This is a genomic window from Micromonospora sp. DT62 (assembly GCF_049847285.1).
GTDB lineage: Bacteria > Actinomycetota > Actinomycetes > Mycobacteriales > Micromonosporaceae > Micromonospora > Micromonospora reichwaldensis.
In genome coordinates, this window is the sequence record NZ_JBNCOB010000012.1 from 1 (window position 1) to 18072 (window position 18072).

The window sequence follows — 18072 nt, forward strand, 5'->3', positions numbered from 1 at the left end:
TGCTCGCCCTGCGCGCGCTGGCCACCCAGCCGCTGGGCCGGCTGACCCGGATCGCGCCCGACGTGGCCGAGTCGTGGGGGGGGGGGGGGGGCCGCCCCCCCCCCCCCCCCCCACGTCCATGTTCGGGCGGTTACGGGCCGTTTCCGGATCGACGACGATCGAGGTGGCGTGACGGCCCGCACCGTCGGATGCCCGACGGCGCGGGCCGCAACCCGCCGACTTCCGACCGGGTGTTACCGGCGCCAGACACCACGAGTGGCCAACGGGGAGGGGCAGTGACAGTGACGATGGGAGCCCGCGCGAATGAACCACCGGCGGTTCAGGAGCGGGACGGCGGGGACGCCTCCACGCTCGCCTTCGACGACTTCTACCACGCGCACTTCCGAAGCGTGACCACCCAGCTCTGCGCGTACACGGGGGACCTGGGCCAGGCGCAGGACCTGGCGCAGGAGGCGTTCTGCCGGGCGCTCGCCCGGTGGGACCGGCTGGCCCGCTACGACGACCCGGTGGCCTGGATCCGGCAGGTGGCCTGGAACCTCGCCCGTAGCCGGTGGCGCCGGTTGCGTACCGCCCGCAGTCACCTGCTGCGACAGCGGCGGGTGGAGACGCAGGTCCCGGGACCGACACCGGACCGGGTGGCGATCGAGAGGGCGCTCGCGGCGCTGCCGGCGAACCACCGGCGGGCCGTCGTGCTGCACTACCTGGCCGACATGTCCGTCGCCCAGATCGCCGGGCAGGAAGGGGTGGCTGAGGGAACGGTCAAGTCGTGGTTGCACCGGGGCCGCGCCGTCCTGGCCACCCTGCTCGACGAGAACCCGGAGGAGGTTGGTCATGCCTGAGCAGGACCCGCTGCGGGCGCGCTTCGCGGCGTACCGCGGAGATCTGACGGACCGGATCGACGGTCCGGGTCCGGACGCGGTCCGGCGCACCCTGCGCCGCCGCCGCCGCGCCACCGTCGCGGCCGGGGCGGTCGCCGTCGCGCTGGTGGCGGCCCCGATCGCCGCCGGCGCGGCGCTGCGGGACGCCCCGCCCCCGGAACCGCCCGCGTCCACACCGACGGCGGAACCGACCTCTTCACCGACGCCCGCGCCCTCACCCGACGCGTCGCGGTCGCCGTCGCTGTCGCCGTCAGCGGCACCGGACGGCCGGATCACCGGAAGTCAACTGCGCGCCGCAGCGCTCGACCTGCCGGCGTGGGCCGGCCGGAACTGCGCCGACACCACGCGGATCACCCTGCTTCCGGCCAGCACCAAAGAGGTGGACCGGCCGTACCTGATCAGCGTCACGCACGGTGACGTCGACGCCGACGGCGCCGCTGAGACGCTGGCCCTGCTCGGCTGCCGCATCGGCGAGGCGTCGGCGAAGCAGGTGGTGGGCTTCGACCGGGACTCAGCCGGGCGGATCGTCACGCTGGGTCGGGTGACCCGGACGCACGAGAAGGGCACCGGCGGCTTCGAGGACGTCCGCGCCGTCGCCTTGGACGACGGGAAGGTCCGCGTCGAGGTCGCCGACATCCAACCCTGTTGCGGCACCCCGGCGTACTGGGCGCGACAGCAGTGGCGGACGTACGGCTGGGACGGCGAGCGGTTCGCTCAGACCGGCGGTCCGACCAGTTGGGGCCGGGACTCCCGCCTCACCGACCTCGCGATCTCCGCCGGGCCGTTCGTCATCGGCTCGACGGACGAGCGCGGCCGGTCGCAGGGCACGGTGACGTTGACCGTGATCAACCGCGGGCCCCTCGACGCGGACCGCGTCGCCTTCCGGAACCTGGAGACCTTCGGCACGCCCGACGGCGGCGACTGGGACCGGTGCGAGCCGGCCCGCGGGCAGCCGGAGTGGCCGTCGTGCCTGACCGAGGGGGTGCCGGCCGGGGAGCGCCGGAGCTGGACCTTCCGCTTCCGCCTCGGGCCGGAGGGCCTTGAGACGGGCCTGTCGGTCTGGCTGGTCCACTACGGCGCCGACCACCGCTACTGGCCGGACCTGACCCCCGGCGACAACCACGTCGCGGTCCGGGTGGACAGGTGATCCGGCGGCGGCGTCCACCCGGCGGGGTGGACGCCGCCGCTCACCACGTGGGGCGTTGCAGCAGGCCGACGAACTCCACCAGCAGCCGTTCCCGCAGCGCCGGCGGCGCGGCGTCGAGCAGGGTGTTCACCACCGCCATCCGCCCCGCCGGCGAACCACCGGTGCCGGCGGCGTCTGCGGAACCGGCGGCGTCGTCGGGACCGGCGGAGCGGCCTGGGCCGGTGGCATCCGCGGGACCGGCGGTGCGGCCTGGACCGGGCGCGTCGGCGGGGGCGGTCAGGCCCAGGCCGGCGGCCAGGCCCGCGACCAGGTCGGGGGTGAGCGCGTCGGGGGTGAGCGTGGTCGCGAGGGCGAGCAACTCGGCCGGGAGCGCGACCGGCCCGGCGGCCCGGGCGGCGGCCACGGCGTCGGCCAGGTCCGGGCCGAACTCCGCCACCCGGGGCGCCACCGCGGCGGTCACCGTCAGGTGCACGCTCGGCGGCAGGTCGGCGTACGACAGCTGGGGCTGGGTGTGCCAGCCGCGGGCGGCCAGCTCGTCGACCAGGACGAAGAGGTCGAGGCCCGCATCGGTGGCGGTGAAGCAGACGACTGTCGACTCCGGCTCGGCCATCAGCCGCAGCCCGTCGACCGCGCGGACGGCGTCGGCCAGGCCGGCGACGGCGTCCCGGGTGGCCGCTGCGAGCCGCAGGTACCCGTCGTCGCCGAGGTGCCGCAGGGTGGCGTACGCGGCGGCGATCGGTCCGCCGGAGCGGGTGGAGGCGATGACGGGGTTGACCATCGTGTAGCCGGGCCAGTCCGCGTACGCGAAGTACTGCGGGGCGCGCAGCGCCGGGTCGCGGTGCAGCAGCACCGACACGCCCTTCGGGGCGTACGCGTACTTGTGCAGGTCCACCGAGATCGAGGTGACCCCCGCGAGCGCGAAGTCGAACGGCGGCACGTCCGCCCCGAGGCGGCGCAGGTACGGCAGGGTCCAGCCCCCGAAGCACGCGTCCACGTGGCAGCGCACCCCAGCGGCGGCAGCAGCTTCGGCGATCGCGGCGACCGGGTCGACGACGCCGTGCGCGTACGAGGGGGCGGAGCAGGCCACCAGCACGGTCTCCGGGCCGATGGCGGCGGCCACGTCGGCGGCGGCCGGCCGCAGCGTCGACGCCGACACGGGCACCGTGTCCACGGCGACCCGCAGGTAGTGCGCCGCCTTGGCGAACGCGGCGTGCGCGCTGGCCGGCACCACGATCCGGGGCGCCCCGATCTCCGGGTGGGCGTCCCGGGCGGCCTTGACGGCCAGGATCAGCGACTCGGTGCCGCCGCTGGTGACGCTGCCGACGACGTCCGGCGCGGCGCTGCCGGGGCCACCGCCGAGCAGCCGGGCGGCAGCGCCGACCAGCGCGTTCTCCATCGCCAGCAGCGACGGGAAGGCGGTCGGGTCGAGCCCGTTGACGTGGGCGCTGCCGGCGTACGCGGCGGCGGCCAGCTCGTCCAGCCCCGGCACCGCCGGGTCGTAGACGTACGCGAACAGCCGCCCCCCGTGCGTCGGCCGGTCGGCGCCGCGTAACGCCCGCACCTCCGCCAGCACCTGTTCGGCGGGCAGCCCGTTCCCGGGCAGCGCCCGCCGCTCGGTTCCCTCGTCGATCATGGAGTCGTGGTGCCCTTTCCGTGGGGGTCAGCGGCTTTCCTCCCCCACCACAACCGCATGATCGGCGGGGTGGGTGCGGGGGTGCGGGGGTGGGGTGGCTTCGGCGGCGGTCAGGCGGGCCGGGGTCAGGTCGTAGGGGCGGAGGGCCAGGACGGCCAGGCCGACCAGGAGGGCGGGGAGGACCGTGAAGCCGAGCAGGATGCCGAGGCGGGCGGTGCCGGACTGGGTGGCCGCCGTGCCCGTGTCGGAGGAGACGTAGCCGCTGAGCTGGAGCACCAGGCCGAAGATGCCCGGCCCGAGGGCCAGCCCGAAGGTCTCCCCGGCCGTCCAGAGCCCGGTGAAGACGCCGGCCTGCCGTCGGCCGGTGCGCGCCGTGTCGTACGCGATGCAGTCCGGGAGCATGGCGAGGGCGAACACCTGCTGCCCGGCGTAGCCGACGCCGATCAGCGCGACCAGCAGGTAGACCCCGAGCGGGGGCAGCACCGGGGCGGCGACCAGAGCCAGCGCGCCCACCGCGAAGATCAGCGAGGCGGCGACCAGCGCGGCGAGCTTGCCGACCCGCGCCCCGATCCGGGTCCAGAGCGGCATCACCAGCAGCGCCGGCCCGACGAAGCAGGCGAACAGGACGGTCGGCCCGCCCTTGGGATCGCGCAGGATCTGGTCGGCGAAGTAGTTGACGCCGGCGAGGACGGTGGCCACCCCGGCGGACTGCACCACGAAGCAGACCAGCAGCGCCCGGAACGGTCGGTTGCGGGCGGCGACGGCGAGCTGGGCGCGCAGCGTCGGCTCGCTCTCCCCCACCGTGCCGCCGGGCGCGGACCGGGTGCCGAGGAACGCGCCGAGCGCGCCGAGCACGATCAGCCCGGCGACGAAGAGCCCCATCCAGCGGTGCCCCGGGACGCCTCCGCCACCGGCGTCGCGCACCAGCGGGGCCACCGCGCCGGAGACCAGGATGGCCAGCGCCAGCACGGCGATCCGCCAGCTCATCAGCCGGGTACGTTCGGCGTAGTCGCCGGTCAGCTCCGCCGGCATCGCCACGTACGGCACCTGGAAGAAGGCGAACGCGGTGGCGGTGGCGAGGAAGGCGATCGCCACGTACGCCCCGGCGGCCGGCCCGGCCCCGAACGGCGCGGCGAAGATGGCGGCGAAGAGCACGCCGAGGGCGAGCCCGGCGCCCAGCAGGTACGGCCGCCGGGCGCCCCAGCGCGACCGGGTGCGGTCGGAGATCCGGCCGGCGACCGGGTTGACCAGCACGTCCCACGCCTTCGGCAGGAGCACCAGCAGGGCCGCCGCGCCCGCCGCGACGCCGAGGGTGTCGGTCAGGTACGGCAGCAGGAGCAGGCCGGGCACGGTGCCGAACGCGCCGGTCGCCAGCGATCCGAGCGCATAACCGGCGTGCACCCGGCGCGGCAGCACGCCCGAGGCGGGCGCCGGGCCGGCGGCGGCCGGCGAGGCGGGCGTTCGGCCGGCGGGCGGCGCGGCGGGCGGGGAGCCGGCTCCACCCGGCGGCGCGTCCATGACGCCGAATGTTACTCACGTTATGGCACGGGTCACATCCCCTCCTCGGGGGACCAGCTCGCCCGCATGTCCACCCCGTCGCCGCGCAGCGGCGTCCCCTCGGCGCGCAGCCGGGCCCGCGCCTCCCGCTCGTGCCCGGGTGGCAGCCGGCCGGCCGCGTTTACGACCCGGTGCCAGGGCACTCCCCCGCCGTGCCGGGCCATGATCGAGCCGACCAGCCGGGCCGACGCCCGCCCCGAGCGTTCGGCCAGCGCGTCGGCCACCGCCCCGTACGACATCACCCGGCCCGGCGGGATCCGCTCGACGAGCTCCAGCACCGCCTCGACGTACTCGTCAGGTCTCACGACCGGCCACGATATGAGAAGCCGACCGGGCGTGCGGGGACCGACCACGCAGAATGGGCGGGTGCGTGACATGGTCACGGCGGCCCGGCGGGTCGTCGTCAAGATCGGATCCTCCTCGTTGACCACCGCCGAAGGCGGGCTGGACGACGGGCGGGTCGGCGCGCTCGTCGGCACCCTGGGCGCGCTCGCCGCCGAGGGCCGGGAGGTCGTGCTGGTCAGCTCCGGCGCGATCGCCGCCGGCCTCGCACCGCTGGGGCTGTCCCGGCGCCCGCGCGACCTGGCCACCCAGCAGGCCGCCGCCAGCGTCGGGCAGGGCCTGCTGATCGGCCGGTACGCGGCCGCCTTCGCCCGGCACGGGCTGACCGTCGGGCAGGTCCTGCTCACCGTCGACGACGTGACCCGGCGGGCGCACTACCGCAACGCGTACCGCACCCTGCGCAAGCTGCTCGACCTGCGGGCGGTGCCGATCGTCAACGAGAACGACACGGTCGCCACCGAGGAGATCCGCTTCGGCGACAACGACCGGCTGGCCGCCCTCGTCGCCGCCCTGGTCCACGCCGACCTGCTGGTGCTCCTCTCCGACGTGGACGCCCTCTGGACCGGCGACCCCACCCGCCCGGGCTCCAGCCGGATCAGCGAGGTGCACGACGAGCGGGACCTGACCGGGGTCGACATCGGCGGCGCCGGCCGGGCCGGCGTGGGCACCGGCGGCATGGTGACGAAGGTGGAGGCGGCCCGGATCGCGACCGGCTTCGGCATCCCGGTGGTGCTGACCGCCGCGCCGCTGGCCGCCCCCGTGCTGGCCGGCGAGCCCGTCGGCACCCTGTTCCACCCGAGCCGCCGCCGCCCGACGGCCCGGCTCTTCTGGCTGGCCCACGCCACCACTCCCCGGGGGCGGCTGCACCTCGACCCGGGTGCGGTCGCGGCGGTGGTGGGCCGCCGCAAGTCGCTGCTGCCCGCCGGGATCACGGCCGTGGACGGGGCGTTCACCGCGGGCGACCCGGTCGACCTGGTGGACGTCGAGGGCGCGCCGGTCGCCCGGGGACTGGTCAACTACGACGCGGTCGAGCTGCCCGGGCTGCTCGGCCGGTCGACCACGGAACTCGCCGCGGCGCTCGGCCCGGCGTACGAACGGGAGGTCGTCCACCGCGACGACCTCGTACTGCTGTGAGGAGTGCGGCGATGAGCGTGAGCGAACAGGCCCGGCGGGCGCGTACGGCGGCGGAGGCGCTGGCCGTCGCCACGCGTACGGCGAAGGACGCCGCGCTGGTGGCGATGGCCGACACGCTGGTGGCGCGTACGCCGGAGATCCTCGCCGCGAACGCGACGGACCTGGCGGCCGGGCGCGAGGCCGGGCTGAGCGCGGCCGTGCTGGACCGGCTGGCCCTCGACGCGGGGCGGGTGGCCGGCATCGCCGACGCGCTGCGGCAGATGGCCGCGCTGCCGGACCCGGTGGGCGAGGTGGTCCGGGGCTCGACCCTGCCCAACGGGCTGGAGCTGCGCCAGATCCGGGTGCCGTTCGGCGTGGTCGGCATCATCTACGAGGCGCGGCCGAACGTGACGGTCGACGCCGCCGGCATCTGCCTGAAGTCCGGCAACGCGGCGCTGCTGCGCGGCTCCTCGTCGGCGGCCCACTCCAACGCCGCCCTGGTCGCCGTGCTGCGCGACGCGGTGGCCGACGCCGGCCTGCCGGCGGACGCGGTGCAGCTGCTCGACGCCAGCAGCCGCGACTCGGTCAAGGAGCTGATGCGCGCCCGGGGCCTGGTCGACGTGCTGATCCCGCGCGGCGGCGCGTCCCTGATCCGCACGGTGGTCGAGGAGTCCACCGTGCCGGTCATCGAGACCGGCGTGGGCAACTGCCACGTCTACGTCGACGCCGCCGCCGACCTGTCGAAGGCCGTCGCCATCGTGCTGAACGCGAAGACCCAGCGGCTCTCCACCTGCAACACCGCCGAGTCGCTGCTCGTGCACGCGGCGGTCGCCGACGCCTTCCTGCCGTCGGTGCTGGCCGCCTTCGCCGAGGCCGGCGTCACGGTGCACGGCGACGAGCGGGTCGCCGCCCACTCGGCCGCCGTGCGGCCGGCCACCGACTCCGACTTCGCCACCGAGTACCTCTCCGCCGACATCGCGGTCGCCGTCGTCGACTCGCTCGACGCGGCGGTCGCGCACATCCGGCGGTACGGCACCGGGCACACCGAGGCGATCGTCACCGACTCGACCACCGCCGCCCGGGAGTTCGTGGCGCGGGTGGACGCGGCGGCCGTGATGGTCAACGCCTCGACCCGGTTCACCGACGGCGGCGAGTTCGGCTTCGGCGCCGAGATCGGCATCTCCACCCAGAAGCTGCACGCCCGCGGCCCGATGGGCCTGCCCGAGCTGACCTCCACCAAGTACGTGGTGACCGGGGACGGCCACCTGCGCGGCTGAACCATCGCCGACGCTCGCGAGTGCCCGGACGGCCGTGGGCGGGGCCACCGCCGGATTGCGGGTGACCGCTAGTCTGGGTCGGGTTCGGCACGGCTTGTCTTGGGGAGGCGGCATGCTGGGCGAGAGTGCCCTGGAACAGCAACTGGCACAGGCGCGGGCAGCGCTGCGCGAGGTGGGCGGCGGCGCCGCGCCCCGGGAGCGGGTGGAGTCGGTGGCCGAGGCCGCCGAGGGCCGCATCCGGGTCACGCTCGGCACCGACGGCCGGGTGAGCGCCGTCGACATCGACCCCCGGGTGCTCCGGGAGGGCTCGGAACATCTCGCCGCCGAGCTGCGCCAGGCGGTCAACGCCGCGCTCGACGGCCAGGACGACGGGGTCGCCGCCACCGAACCGATGCCCGACCTCGCCGCGATGACCGCCACCATCGAACGCCTCCAGGACCAGGGCCTGCGGCAGATGCGGGAGATCAGCCAGGCCGTCAGCGAGACAATGCGGAAACTGCACGGGAGCTGAGCGTGGAGAGCCTCGACGTCGACCTCGACGCGCTGGGTCGCGGCGCGGACGAGCTGGAACAGGCCAAGGAGTCCGTCCGCCAGGTCTTCGAGGGCTTCCAGGCGGCGGCCGGCGGCTACGCCGCGGCCTTCGGCGGCGACGACATCGGGTCCTTGCTCGGCGTCGCCCACCAGGCGTGCGTGGACGCGCTGGCCGAGTGCCTCGGCACCAACATCACCGAGCTGGAGAGCTACGTCGACGGGCTGCGCGGGATGGCCGACGGCTACCGCGCCGCCGAGGAGAACGCGGCCGCGTCCTTCCGCTCGATCCTCGGCTCGCTGGGTGCCTGAACCGCCGGCCCCGGCTCCGCCCCGGGTGGCTGAGCCGCCCGCCCTCGGCTCGCCCTGCTGGCTGAGTCGCCCGATCCACGAAAGGAGTCGCGGTGGGACTGACGCTCCCGGGTGAGCTCGCCTCCCTGCTCTCGATGCTCGGCTACGAGTGGCCACAGTCGGACGAGACAGCGATCTTCCAGCTCGCCGGGGAGTGGACCGGCATGGCCGGCCAGATCTCCGGATCGGTCGCGCAGCTGGAGGCGGCGGCGCGGACGGTGCTCGACAACAACCGGGGCGAGAGCTTCACCGCCTTCGCGGGCGAGTGGAACGACGGCGAGTCGGCCGCGCGCAACATCGCCGACGTCGCCCGCCCGGCCACCGTCATCGGCGTCGGGCTGATGGTCGCGGCGGGCGTGGTGCTGGCCCTGAAGATCCAGGTGATCATCCAACTGGCCCTGCTGGCGATCCAGATCGCGCAGGCCATCGTGACGGCGGCGGTCACCTTCGGGGCGTCCCTCCTCCAGATCCCGATCTTCAAGATGATCACCGGTCTCATCATCGACCAGCTCATCGGCATGGCCGTGGAGACGGTGCTCAATGGCTAGGAAGCGGACCAGCCCGCCCCGGCAGACGCAGGCCAAGGGCGCCCGCGTCGTCTCGGCCTACCTGGAGAACGCCGACGTCTTCCGCACCGCCAAGTCGGCCGGCACGAAGCCGAAGGGCCCGGCGGTGCTGGTGCTGAAGAACCGGCCGGACTTCGACCGGCGGGACTTCGACCGCAAGGCCCGCGACCTGCAACGGCTCGGCCAGGACGGGGCGCTGAAGAAGGCGCCGTCGGACCGGGACAGCAACAAGGTCTACGACCCCTCCACCGGCAAGCGCCGCACCCGTACGAACGTCTACCGGGACCGGATGATCCGCAGCCTCACCAAGGACGGCCGCCTCACCCAGGACATGGGCACCCCGGAGACGAACAAGTACCTGGCCAACAAGAACGTGGTCGAGCGCCTCTACGCGGGCAAGGGGCCGATCACCGCCCGGGGACAGGGCTACGACCCCGACCACATCCAGGAGCTGCAACTGGACGGAACGGACACATACGATAACCTCAGGCCGATGGACGCCTGGACGAATCGCCAGCTCGGCAGCGACATCTCCGTCGCGCTGCGGGACGTTCCCGAGGGCACCCCGGTCATCGTGAAGGTGATCCCGTGACCGCCCCCCGGGACCCGGCGCGGCTGGACCGGATCCGGGAGAAGCTCGCGCTGCTGCGGCGCCTGGAGGCCGAGCACGGCTTCGGCGTGGTCATCGGCGAGCCGACCCCGCTGGAGCCGATCCCCGACCTGCCCGGCGTGGCCGAGGTCTACGGTCTGTTCGGCCGGCTGGCCGGCGACAACTTCCGGTTCGACCCGCCCGAGGAGATCCGCAGCCCGGCGGCCTGGGCGGCCCGCACGGTGGACGAGGACGACCCGATGGGCAGCCCGCTCGTGGTCGGCCACGAGGTGCACAGCATCCCGCCCCGGCTGCGCGGCGAAATCGGGGCGGGGGCGCCGATCCGCCTCGACACCGAGGATCTCGACGTCTACTGGATGGAGCCCGACGACTACGTCTTCCAGTACGAGCACCCCGACGAGGACGTGGAGTTCACCGTCGTCGCGCCCGACGTGGCCACGTTCTTCGACGAGCACGTGCTCGGTCCCGGCTACCCGGAGCTGGTCGCCGTCGTCCTCGGGCCCGGCGTCCGGGACCAGCGGCTCCGCAAGGGCCGGCACGCCGGCGAGTACGCCGACAACTGGCGGCGCCTGCTGATCGCCGCCGGCCTGGCGTCCTGACGCCGCTGCGCACCCGGCGTCCCGGCCCCGCCACCTGCGGCGCCCGCGCACCCTCCACACCCGAGACGCAAAGGACCACCGATGGCCGCTGACCCCCGGTTCCGCTCACTGTGGAACGAGGACGAGCTCATCCCGTACCCGCGCGAGGCGTGGCTGGAGGGGGGATTCGACCCCGACCTGCTGCCCGCCGGCGACGAGATCCCGCTCGACGTGGCGGTCGTCTACACCGCGTTCCTCGAAGGCGACATCGAGCTGTTCGACACGATCCAGCTGAGCACCGAGGACAGCTCCCTGGACATCCGGCTGATCGTGGTCGGCGCGGTCGCCGACAACCCGGAGCTGCTCTACGTGCTCGACCCGGGGACCGGCGAGATCCTCCAGTTCGACCTGGAGCAGCAGGACATCCAGGCCGTCAACAGCACCTTCCGCACCTTCGTCGAGTTCCTCTACCAGTTCGCGCTCTTCGTGGAGGCCGACGAGGGCAAGCCGGGCCGGGCCGAGCGGGCCGAGACGCTGCGTACCGTCCTGGAGAGCATCGACCGCGCCGCGTTCGCCCCGGACGCCTGGTGGCCGCTGGTGATCAGCCAGCTCAAGTGAGGCTGGCGGGTGGAGCCTCAGCGGCAGGCCCGGATCGCGCTCAGCGTGGTGTGCACGTCGAACTGGGGCCCGTCGTCGCTCTCCCACCCGCCGTCGCTGCGCTGGGTCTCGGCCAGCCGCCGCCGCGCCCGCCCCAGCAGCCAGTCCTGTCCGTCGATGCCGACGCGGCGCAGCGTCGCGGCCAGCCAGGCCACGTCGCCCGGGGACAGCTCCGGCACCCGCTCGGCGAGGATCACCTGGATCCGCGCCGCCTCGTGGAACATCTCCTGCCGGTGCAGGACCGCCGCGCTCAGCCAGCCGGCGGGCAGGAAGGACGGCCAACTGCCGTCCGGGCGCAGCCGGGCGACGAGCGACTGGGCGGCGGCGTGCACGACGCCCGCGTACGCGCCGCCGACCCGGTGGTCGAGCGGCCCGGCCGCCCGCGCGTCCAGGCCGGCGACGGTCAGCCAGAACCCGGCGTTCGCGGTGAGGTGGAACCCCGCCTCGGGGTCGCCCGGTCGGGCCCACTCGGGGGCCACGTCGGCCAGCGCCGGGTCCTCCTCCCAGCCGCCGTCGGGCGACTGCCGGGCGGCCAGCCAGTCCAGGGCCCGGCGGGCGGCCGGACGACCAAGCGCGCCGAGATCGTCCAGCTCGGACAGGCGGAAGCAGGTGGCGTCCACAGAGGAGACTGCCCCGCCCAGCGTCGCCGGCCAGCCGCCGTCGGGTGCCTGGCCGACCTCGGCGTCGTCGAGCAGTCCGGGAGGTGGCGGCGCGCCGGTGCGCAGCCGGGACAGCCGGGCGCGGTCCACCGCGTCCCCGTGTGCCACGACGAACCCGACCGCCGCATCGATGTCGACCACGGCGGCAACGCTACCTGCGCAAACGTGATCGCGCCTCGGCGAATCGGCCGAGGTCGCAGGGGTCGGGACGGCCCGCCGCGACCTCGACCGACCGCGCGGGTCAGTACGCCGGCAGCGACGGGTCGATCTGCTTGATCCAGGAGAGCACGCCGCCCTGCACGTGCACCGCGTCGCGGAAGCCGGCCGCCTTGAGCGCGGCGAGCGCCTCCGCCGAGCGGACCCCGGACTTGCAGTGCAGCACGATCTGCCGGTCCTGCGGCAGCTTGGCGAGCGCCTCGCCCGAGATGATCTCGCCCTTGGGGATCAGTGTCGCGCCGGGGATCCGGACGATCTCGTACTCGGCCGGCTCGCGGACGTCGACGAGGAAGACGTCCTTGCCCGCGTCCTGCCACTCCTTGAGCTCCAGCGCGGTGATGGTCGCGTCGACCACCGCCTCCTGGGCCTCCACCGACACCGCGCCGCAGAAGTCCTCGTAGTCCTCCAGCAGGTCGGTGACCGTGGGGTTCTCGCCGCAGAGCACGCAGTTCGGGTCCTTGCGGACCTTGATCTTGCGGTAGCTCATCTCCAGGGCGTCGTAGACCATCAGCCGGCCGACCAGCGGCTCCCCGATGCCGGCGAGCAGCTTGATCGCCTCGTTGACCTGGATGGAGCCGATCGACGCGCAGAGCACGCCGAGCACGCCGCCCTCGGCGCAGGAGGGGACCATGCCGGGCGGCGGGGGCTCCGGGTAGAGGCAGCGGTAGCAGGGGCCGTGCTCGGCCCAGAACACCGACGCCTGGCCGTCGAAGCGGTAGATCGACCCCCAGACGTACGGCTTGCCGAGCAGCACCGCCGCGTCGTTGACCATGTAGCGGGTGGCGAAGTTGTCGGTGCCGTCGACGATCAGGTCGTAGCGGGAGAAGATGTCCCGCACGTTCTCCCGGTCCAGCGCCGTGTTGTGGATCTCCACGTTGACCAGGGGGTTGATCTCGCGGATCGAGGCCGCGGCCGACTCGGCCTTGGAGCGGCCGACGTCCGACACGCCGTGGATGATCTGGCGCTGGAGGTTGGACTCGTCGACGGTGTCGAAGTCGATGATGCCGAGCGTGCCGACCCCGGCGGCAGCGAGGTACATCAGGGCCGGCGAGCCGAGACCGCCGGCGCCGACACAGAGCACCCGGGCGTTCTTCAGCCGCTTCTGCCCCTCGACCCCGACGTCCGGGATGATCAGGTGGCGCGAGTAGCGGCGGATCTCGTCAACGGTCAGCTCGGCGGCGGGCTCGACGAGCGGGGGCAACGACACGGTGGACTCCCCGGGATCGGCTGAAGGCGAACCGGCCCATTGTCGCTCGCACCGCCCTCGATCGGCCATGAGGAGCGACACGTCGCCCGAACTGCGGGAAGGGGAATAACTCAGATGCCGGGAACGAGCTCACCGTCGTAGCGCGAGCCGTCGACGTACGGCCAGGCGTTGGCGACGCAGCCGTCCAGGCCGTACGTCTGCTGCTGCATCACCGGCGCCGGGTCGCCGGGCGCCGGGCAGGCCTGGTGTTCCTCGCCGAGTTCGTGGCCCACCTCGTGGTTGACCACGTAGGCGCGGTAGATCTCCAGCGGCGCGCCGTAGTCGGGGACCGCCTCCAGCCAGCGCGCCAGGTTGATGATCACCTGCCCGGGGAGCCGGCAGGAGGTGTAGCCCTCGGTGCTCAGCCCACCCTCGGCGCACATCCGCTCCGAGGTCTCCGGGGTGGCGAGGTAGACGGTGAAGTCGGCGTCGTCCGCCTCCGCCACCCGCCGCAGCCGCAGCGCCTCCGAGGCGATCCAGCTGCGGGCGTCGCCCAGCACCTCGTCCACGGTGGCGGCGAAGGCGGCGACGTCCTGGTCGGTGCCCTGCTCCACGGCTACCCGGTAGTACCGGAGCGGCCCGTCGGTGCCCCGCAGCGGGGAGTCGCCGGGCGCGGTGGTGAAGTCGCCCGTACCCGTGCGGGGGTAGGCGGGCGGCCGTGCCCGCTCGTCCGCCCCCGCCGCGTACGACGTGCGGTTCCCGTCGCCCGTGGTCGGCACGGGCGTGCGGTCGCCGGCCCGGGTCAGCGTCACGGCGGCGGTCGCCGCGAGCAGGAGGGTGACGCCGAGCACCACCACCCGGCGGTTCCGGAGCGGGGCCGGCGGTCGCCACCAGCGCGTCGGCCGAGGTGACGGCGGCCGGGTCGACGTCTGGCGGCGTGCCGGGCCGGGCGGGTCGGAAGGGGACGACGACGTCATGGACCGAGCGTCGCACACCAATCGGGCATTACGCCGCGAAAAACGCGAACCTCGCTCATCCCCCCACGGGTGAATTCCGCCGGTCCCCCCGGCTGGCGCCCGACGCCCGATCGCCGCCGGTCAGCGCCGCGGGCCCGCGTACCGGCGGCCGTCCCGGTACGGCCAGGGATTGGCGACACAGCCGTTCAGGAAGAGCGTCTGCTGCATCATCACCGGCGCCACCCGGCCCCTGCCGGGGCAGCGCTCGTGCCGGTGCCCCAACTGGTGCCCGACCTCGTGGTTCACCACGTACGTCCGGTAGACCGACAGCGGCACCTTCGCGCTCACGAAGTGCGGCACCGAGAGCCGCCAGCGCTCCAGGTTGATGATCACCTTGCCGGGCGCCCGGCACGACGTGTAGGGCTTCCCGCCCACCCGGATGTCCACCCCTCCGGCGGCACACAGCCGGCCCGCCGTCCTGGCCGTGGCGAGGTAGACCGTGAAGTCGTGCCGGGAGGCGGCGCGTACCTGCTGCAACCGCAGCGCGCCGTCGACCCAGCTCCCCGGCCCGGCGAGCGCCCGCTCGACGGCGGCGGCGAACTCGCCCGCGTCCTCGCCGGCGCCCGACTCCACGGCGACCCGGTAGCGGCGCAGCGTGCCCGCGTCACCCAGCACCGGGCCCACCCGGTCGTCGTAGCCGAAGCTGCCCCGGCCCGCCGACGGCACCGGCCCGGGCAGCCGGAGCACGGCCGGCGGTGGCTCGACGGCCGACGGCGTCGCGGCCGGCGCCGACGGCAGCGGCGAGGCGGCCCCCGGCGCGAACATCGGCGCGGGAGCCAGTTCCTCGGCGGTGAGCACCTCCGCCCCGACGTCGGCGCCCCGCCGGTCGGCGAGCACCGCCACCGCCGCGCCGACGGCGAGCACCAGCGCCACCAGCCCCGTGAGGCGCCGCCGACGCTCCGGACGGCGGTGCCGTGGGCGGGTCAGGTCCACGCCGCCGTCCCGTGGGGGCGACGTGGCCTGGGCGCGACGGCGGCCCTCGACGGGAGCCGGGGCACGACGGGTCGGGGTGGGGTGACGGGCAGGGGGCATCCCGGTCAGCCTGCCATGTCGGACCGCCTGAGCGTGTCCCCCGTCTCGGTGAGCAGGCCCAGCACGGCCCGGGCCACCAGGCGCGGCACCTCCAGTTGCGCCACGTGGCCGACCCCCTCGAGCATCAGCAGCCGGCTGTCCGGGACGACGCGGGCCGTCTGCGGGGCCACCCGCACGTCCACCAGCCGGTCGGCCCGCCCGCCGACGACCAGGGTGGGCGCCTCGACCGTCGCGGCGAGCCGCCACAGCGACCCCGACCCCGGCAGGTACGACCGCAGGAAGCTGGAGACCAGTCCCCGGAACGTCCGGACGTACGCGGCGGCGTAGTGCGCGGCCTCGTGCCGCACCCGGATCTCCTCCAGCGCCTCCTCCCGGCGCTGGTCGCAGATCCGGGTGAGGTCGGCCACGCAGGACTCCATCACCTGCTGGGCCATCACCTCGGGCGCGATCTGGGCCAGCCGCCAGGCGGCCAGGCGCTCGCCCCGGGGGATCGCCAGCAGCGGCAGCATCCGGCCCTGCAACGAGCGCCGGAAGTCCAGGAACGGCAGCGCCGGCGAGATCAGGGTCAGGCTCCGGACCAGGTCCGGCCGTACCGCCGCCACCTGCACCGAGACCGCCCCGCCCAGCGAGTTGCCGAACAGGTGCACCGGCCCCCGGCCGGAGTACTCGATCCAGCGGATCACCCGGTCGGCGAAGGACGGGACGGTGTACCGGCGGCCCGGCTCACTGCGGCCGAACCCCGGCAGGTCGATGGCCTGCCCGTCGAGGTGGTCGGCGAGCAGGTACGCCAGGTCGGTCCAGTTCTGCGACGAACCGCCGAGCCCGTGCACGTAGAGCGCCGGCTCCGCGCCGGGCGTGGTCGCCGGCGTGTCCCGGACGTACGTCACCGTGCCGTCGAGGCGTACCTCCCGCCCCGGCCAGGGCGGTGGGACGGAGTGCTCGGGAAGGAGGTGGTCCGGCCGGAGGGTGGCGCGCTTCATGACTCCAGTCTGCCCGGGGCCGCAACGACCGGCAGCGCTCAGGCCAGCAGCGCCTCGATCCGGCGGTTGACCGCGGCCAGGGTGGCCCGGACGACCGCCTGCCGGGGGTCACCGGCGACCAGCGCGGAGCCGACGAGCTGCTCCACCCAGCCGTCGCAGACCAGCAGCACCACGACCGTGGCCACGTCGCAGTTGCCGAAGGGCACCACGGCGGCGTGCTCGACGAAGCAGCGCCCACGGTCGGGGCCGGCGTCGGGGCCGGGCTCGCCGCCGCGCAGCAGCTCGTCCACCGCCGCCGCCGCGGCCACCGCGCAGAGCCGCAGCACGTACCCGTCGACGGCCGGCCCGGTCGAGTAGCCGGCGGCGCTCTCCCCGCCGGCGAGCAGGCGTACCTCCACGGTGGCGTCGAGCCCGAAGGTGCTCACCTGGACGTGGTCGATCACCACCCGGGGGCCCACCGCGCCGCCGGTGTCCAGCGGCCGGGACGGCGCGGTCTCCGTCGTCGTCACCTGCCCACCGGAGTACGACGTACCGACGGTCGCCGGGGCACCGGCCGGGGTCCCGGCCGGGGCGGCGGAGACCGAGCCGGGCTCCTCCACCGTGGCCCGGCCCCGGTGCGGGGCGACGGGCTGCCGGCGCCGGCGCGGGGTCTCGGGCGCCGCCTCGGGACGCTGTTCGGCCCGGGTCGCCGCGGCCTCCGACGGGCCGCCGGTCACCCTGGCGCCGGGCACCCGGGACTCGGCGGAGGACGGCTCGGCGGGGCGTGCCGCGACACCCGCCGACCTGGGGTTGGCGCCGCGCGGCTCCGCCGACCGGCGGCGCACCGGCGGCGCGGGTGCCGCCGGCATGCCCGGCAGGTTCTGCGGCGCGGCGGCCAGCCCCATCCGGTCCTGGAGCAGGCGGGCGACCTGCCGACTCACCTCGGCCGGGTCGGCCCCGTCGGCGAGGTCGAGCCGCAGGCTGTGCGCGCCGGCCGGGGTACGGCGCAGCGCCGCGTCGCGGACACCGGCCACGCCACGGACGGCGTCGAGGATGGCGTTGACGTCGAAGCCCTCCGGACGCTCCTGCGGCGGGGCGGGCTCGTCCTCGCGGCGCAGATGGGTGGCGATGCGGGCGAGTTCGGGGGTCTCGGCGGGTGGCTCCACGGCTGGCGGCTCCGGCACGACGGGCACGTCCGGCTCGGCGGGGACGCGCTGCGGCAACACCGCCGATGCGGGGTCCGGCGCCGGGTCGGCGGCGGTCGGCGGGGCCAGCTCGGGTGCGGACCGGCGGGCCGCGTAGGGGGGCGCACTCGTCGGGGCGGGCCCCGACGGGGTGCGCTCACGCCGCCCGAACCCGCTGGTGGCGGCCTCGGCGACGGGCCCGGCGGCGGTCTGCGGGCCGCCCGGCGGCCTCGGGGCTGGCTCCGCGCTCTCCGGCCGGAGCCGGAACGGCCGGGTGACCCGGTCCGGGGTCTCCTCGGCGCGGGCCGCCGCGGCGGCGGTTTCCGGGGCGTACGCGAGCGGGGGAGCGCCCGCCGGCGTGGGGGCCGACCCGCCTGACGCCCAGGCCGGTCGATCGGTCGGGGCCGGCGGTTCGGCCTCGGGCCCCGTGCGCCGGTCGGCGGGGGCGGACGGTCGCTCGTACGCCGGCCGGGGCACGGGCGCGGTCTGGGCGACGTCGTAGGGGCGGCCGGGCTCGCGGGGCGGGTCGTAGGGGCGGGGAGACTCGGCGCGCGCCGGCTCGTGCGGTCGTTGCGGCTCACCG

Annotated in this window: 18 protein-coding genes and 1 pseudogene; 10 read left to right on the plus strand and 9 right to left on the minus strand. The window is 75.2% G+C overall.

Annotated elements, in window-relative coordinates:
- Positions 1-287 precede the first annotated feature (287 nt).
- Positions 288-839, plus strand: coding sequence for a SigE family RNA polymerase sigma factor (locus tag ACPXCB_RS17915; RefSeq protein ID WP_425876931.1), 552 nt, complete (start codon positions 288-290; stop codon positions 837-839).
- On the plus strand, positions 832-2025 hold the full coding sequence (locus tag ACPXCB_RS17920; protein ID WP_425876776.1) for a hypothetical protein: 1194 nt from the start codon (positions 832-834) through the stop codon (positions 2023-2025). The genes ACPXCB_RS17915 and ACPXCB_RS17920 overlap by 8 nt, the downstream gene beginning before the upstream one ends.
- A 40-nt stretch (positions 2026-2065) precedes the next feature.
- Here ACPXCB_RS17920 and ACPXCB_RS17925 read toward each other — a convergent pair whose 3' ends face one another.
- From ACPXCB_RS17925 to ACPXCB_RS17935, 3 genes are read right to left on the minus strand one after another with little or no spacing between them, the layout of a single operon-like run.
- Complete coding sequence (locus tag ACPXCB_RS17925; protein WP_425876778.1) at positions 2066-3658, minus strand: pyridoxal phosphate-dependent decarboxylase family protein; 1593 nt, start codon at positions 3656-3658, stop codon at positions 2066-2068.
- A 27-nt stretch (positions 3659-3685) separates the two neighbouring features.
- Positions 3686-5176 carry an MFS transporter gene (locus ACPXCB_RS17930; protein ID WP_425876780.1) on the minus strand — a complete coding sequence of 497 codons (1491 nt, stop codon included), beginning with the start codon at positions 5174-5176 and terminating at the stop codon, positions 3686-3688.
- A 32-nt stretch (positions 5177-5208) separates the two neighbouring features.
- Positions 5209-5520, minus strand: a complete 312-nt coding sequence (locus tag ACPXCB_RS17935) for an MGMT family protein (RefSeq protein ID WP_132230864.1) — start codon at positions 5518-5520, stop codon at positions 5209-5211.
- Positions 5521-5533: 13 nt separating this feature from the next.
- Between ACPXCB_RS17935 and proB the strand changes: the two genes are divergently transcribed.
- From proB to ACPXCB_RS17975, 8 genes are all read left to right on the plus strand, one after another.
- A complete protein-coding gene (gene proB / locus ACPXCB_RS17940; protein WP_425876782.1) occupies positions 5534-6691 on the plus strand; it encodes a glutamate 5-kinase in 1158 nt (385 codons plus the stop codon).
- Positions 6692-6702: 11 nt separating this feature from the next.
- Positions 6703-7947: a glutamate-5-semialdehyde dehydrogenase gene (locus ACPXCB_RS17945; protein ID WP_425876784.1), complete on the plus strand. Its 1245-nt coding sequence runs from the start codon at positions 6703-6705 to the stop codon at positions 7945-7947.
- Between the two features lie 112 nt (positions 7948-8059).
- Positions 8060-8458, plus strand: a complete 399-nt coding sequence (locus ACPXCB_RS17950) for a YbaB/EbfC family nucleoid-associated protein (RefSeq protein ID WP_425876786.1) — start codon at positions 8060-8062, stop codon at positions 8456-8458.
- A gap of 2 nt (positions 8459-8460) precedes the next feature.
- Entirely contained in the window at positions 8461-8787 is a 327-nt protein-coding gene (locus ACPXCB_RS17955; RefSeq protein WP_425876788.1) for a hypothetical protein, read from the plus strand.
- Positions 8788-8879: 92 nt separating this feature from the next.
- Complete coding sequence (locus ACPXCB_RS17960; RefSeq protein WP_311413102.1) at positions 8880-9374, plus strand: hypothetical protein; 495 nt, start codon at positions 8880-8882, stop codon at positions 9372-9374.
- The gene (locus tag ACPXCB_RS17965; RefSeq protein WP_132230858.1) at positions 9367-9984 is read left to right on the plus strand and encodes a hypothetical protein; all 618 of its coding nucleotides are present in this window, start codon (positions 9367-9369) and stop codon (positions 9982-9984) included. The genes ACPXCB_RS17960 and ACPXCB_RS17965 overlap by 8 nt, the downstream gene beginning before the upstream one ends.
- Complete coding sequence (locus ACPXCB_RS17970) at positions 9981-10601, plus strand: hypothetical protein (RefSeq protein WP_425876790.1); 621 nt, start codon at positions 9981-9983, stop codon at positions 10599-10601. The genes ACPXCB_RS17965 and ACPXCB_RS17970 overlap by 4 nt, the downstream gene beginning before the upstream one ends.
- Before the next feature lie 81 nt (positions 10602-10682).
- Complete coding sequence (locus ACPXCB_RS17975) at positions 10683-11198, plus strand: SUKH-4 family immunity protein (RefSeq protein WP_425876792.1); 516 nt, start codon at positions 10683-10685, stop codon at positions 11196-11198.
- Between the two features lie 17 nt (positions 11199-11215).
- Here ACPXCB_RS17975 and ACPXCB_RS17980 read toward each other — a convergent pair whose 3' ends face one another.
- The 6 genes and pseudogenes from ACPXCB_RS17980 to ACPXCB_RS18005 all read right to left on the minus strand — a co-directional run.
- A complete protein-coding gene (locus ACPXCB_RS17980; RefSeq protein WP_425876794.1) occupies positions 11216-12037 on the minus strand; it encodes a squalene--hopene cyclase in 822 nt (273 codons plus the stop codon).
- Between the two features lie 100 nt (positions 12038-12137).
- On the minus strand, positions 12138-13388 hold the full coding sequence (gene moeZ, locus ACPXCB_RS17985) for an adenylyltransferase/sulfurtransferase MoeZ (protein WP_425876796.1): 1251 nt from the start codon (positions 13386-13388) through the stop codon (positions 12138-12140).
- Between the two features lie 41 nt (positions 13389-13429).
- Positions 13430-14155: a DUF3152 domain-containing protein gene (locus ACPXCB_RS17990; RefSeq protein ID WP_425876798.1), complete on the minus strand. Its 726-nt coding sequence runs from the start codon at positions 14153-14155 to the stop codon at positions 13430-13432.
- A 240-nt stretch (positions 14156-14395) separates the two neighbouring features.
- Positions 14396-15346: a DUF3152 domain-containing protein gene (locus ACPXCB_RS17995; protein WP_425876800.1), complete on the minus strand. Its 951-nt coding sequence runs from the start codon at positions 15344-15346 to the stop codon at positions 14396-14398.
- 5 nt (positions 15347-15351) lie between these two features.
- On the minus strand, positions 15352-16326 hold the full coding sequence (locus tag ACPXCB_RS18000; protein ID WP_425876802.1) for an alpha/beta fold hydrolase: 975 nt from the start codon (positions 16324-16326) through the stop codon (positions 15352-15354).
- Between the two features lie 38 nt (positions 16327-16364).
- Positions 16365-17777: pseudogene (locus tag ACPXCB_RS18005) on the minus strand (hypothetical protein); the annotation flags it as partial.
- Between the last annotated feature and the right edge of the window lie 295 nt (positions 17778-18072).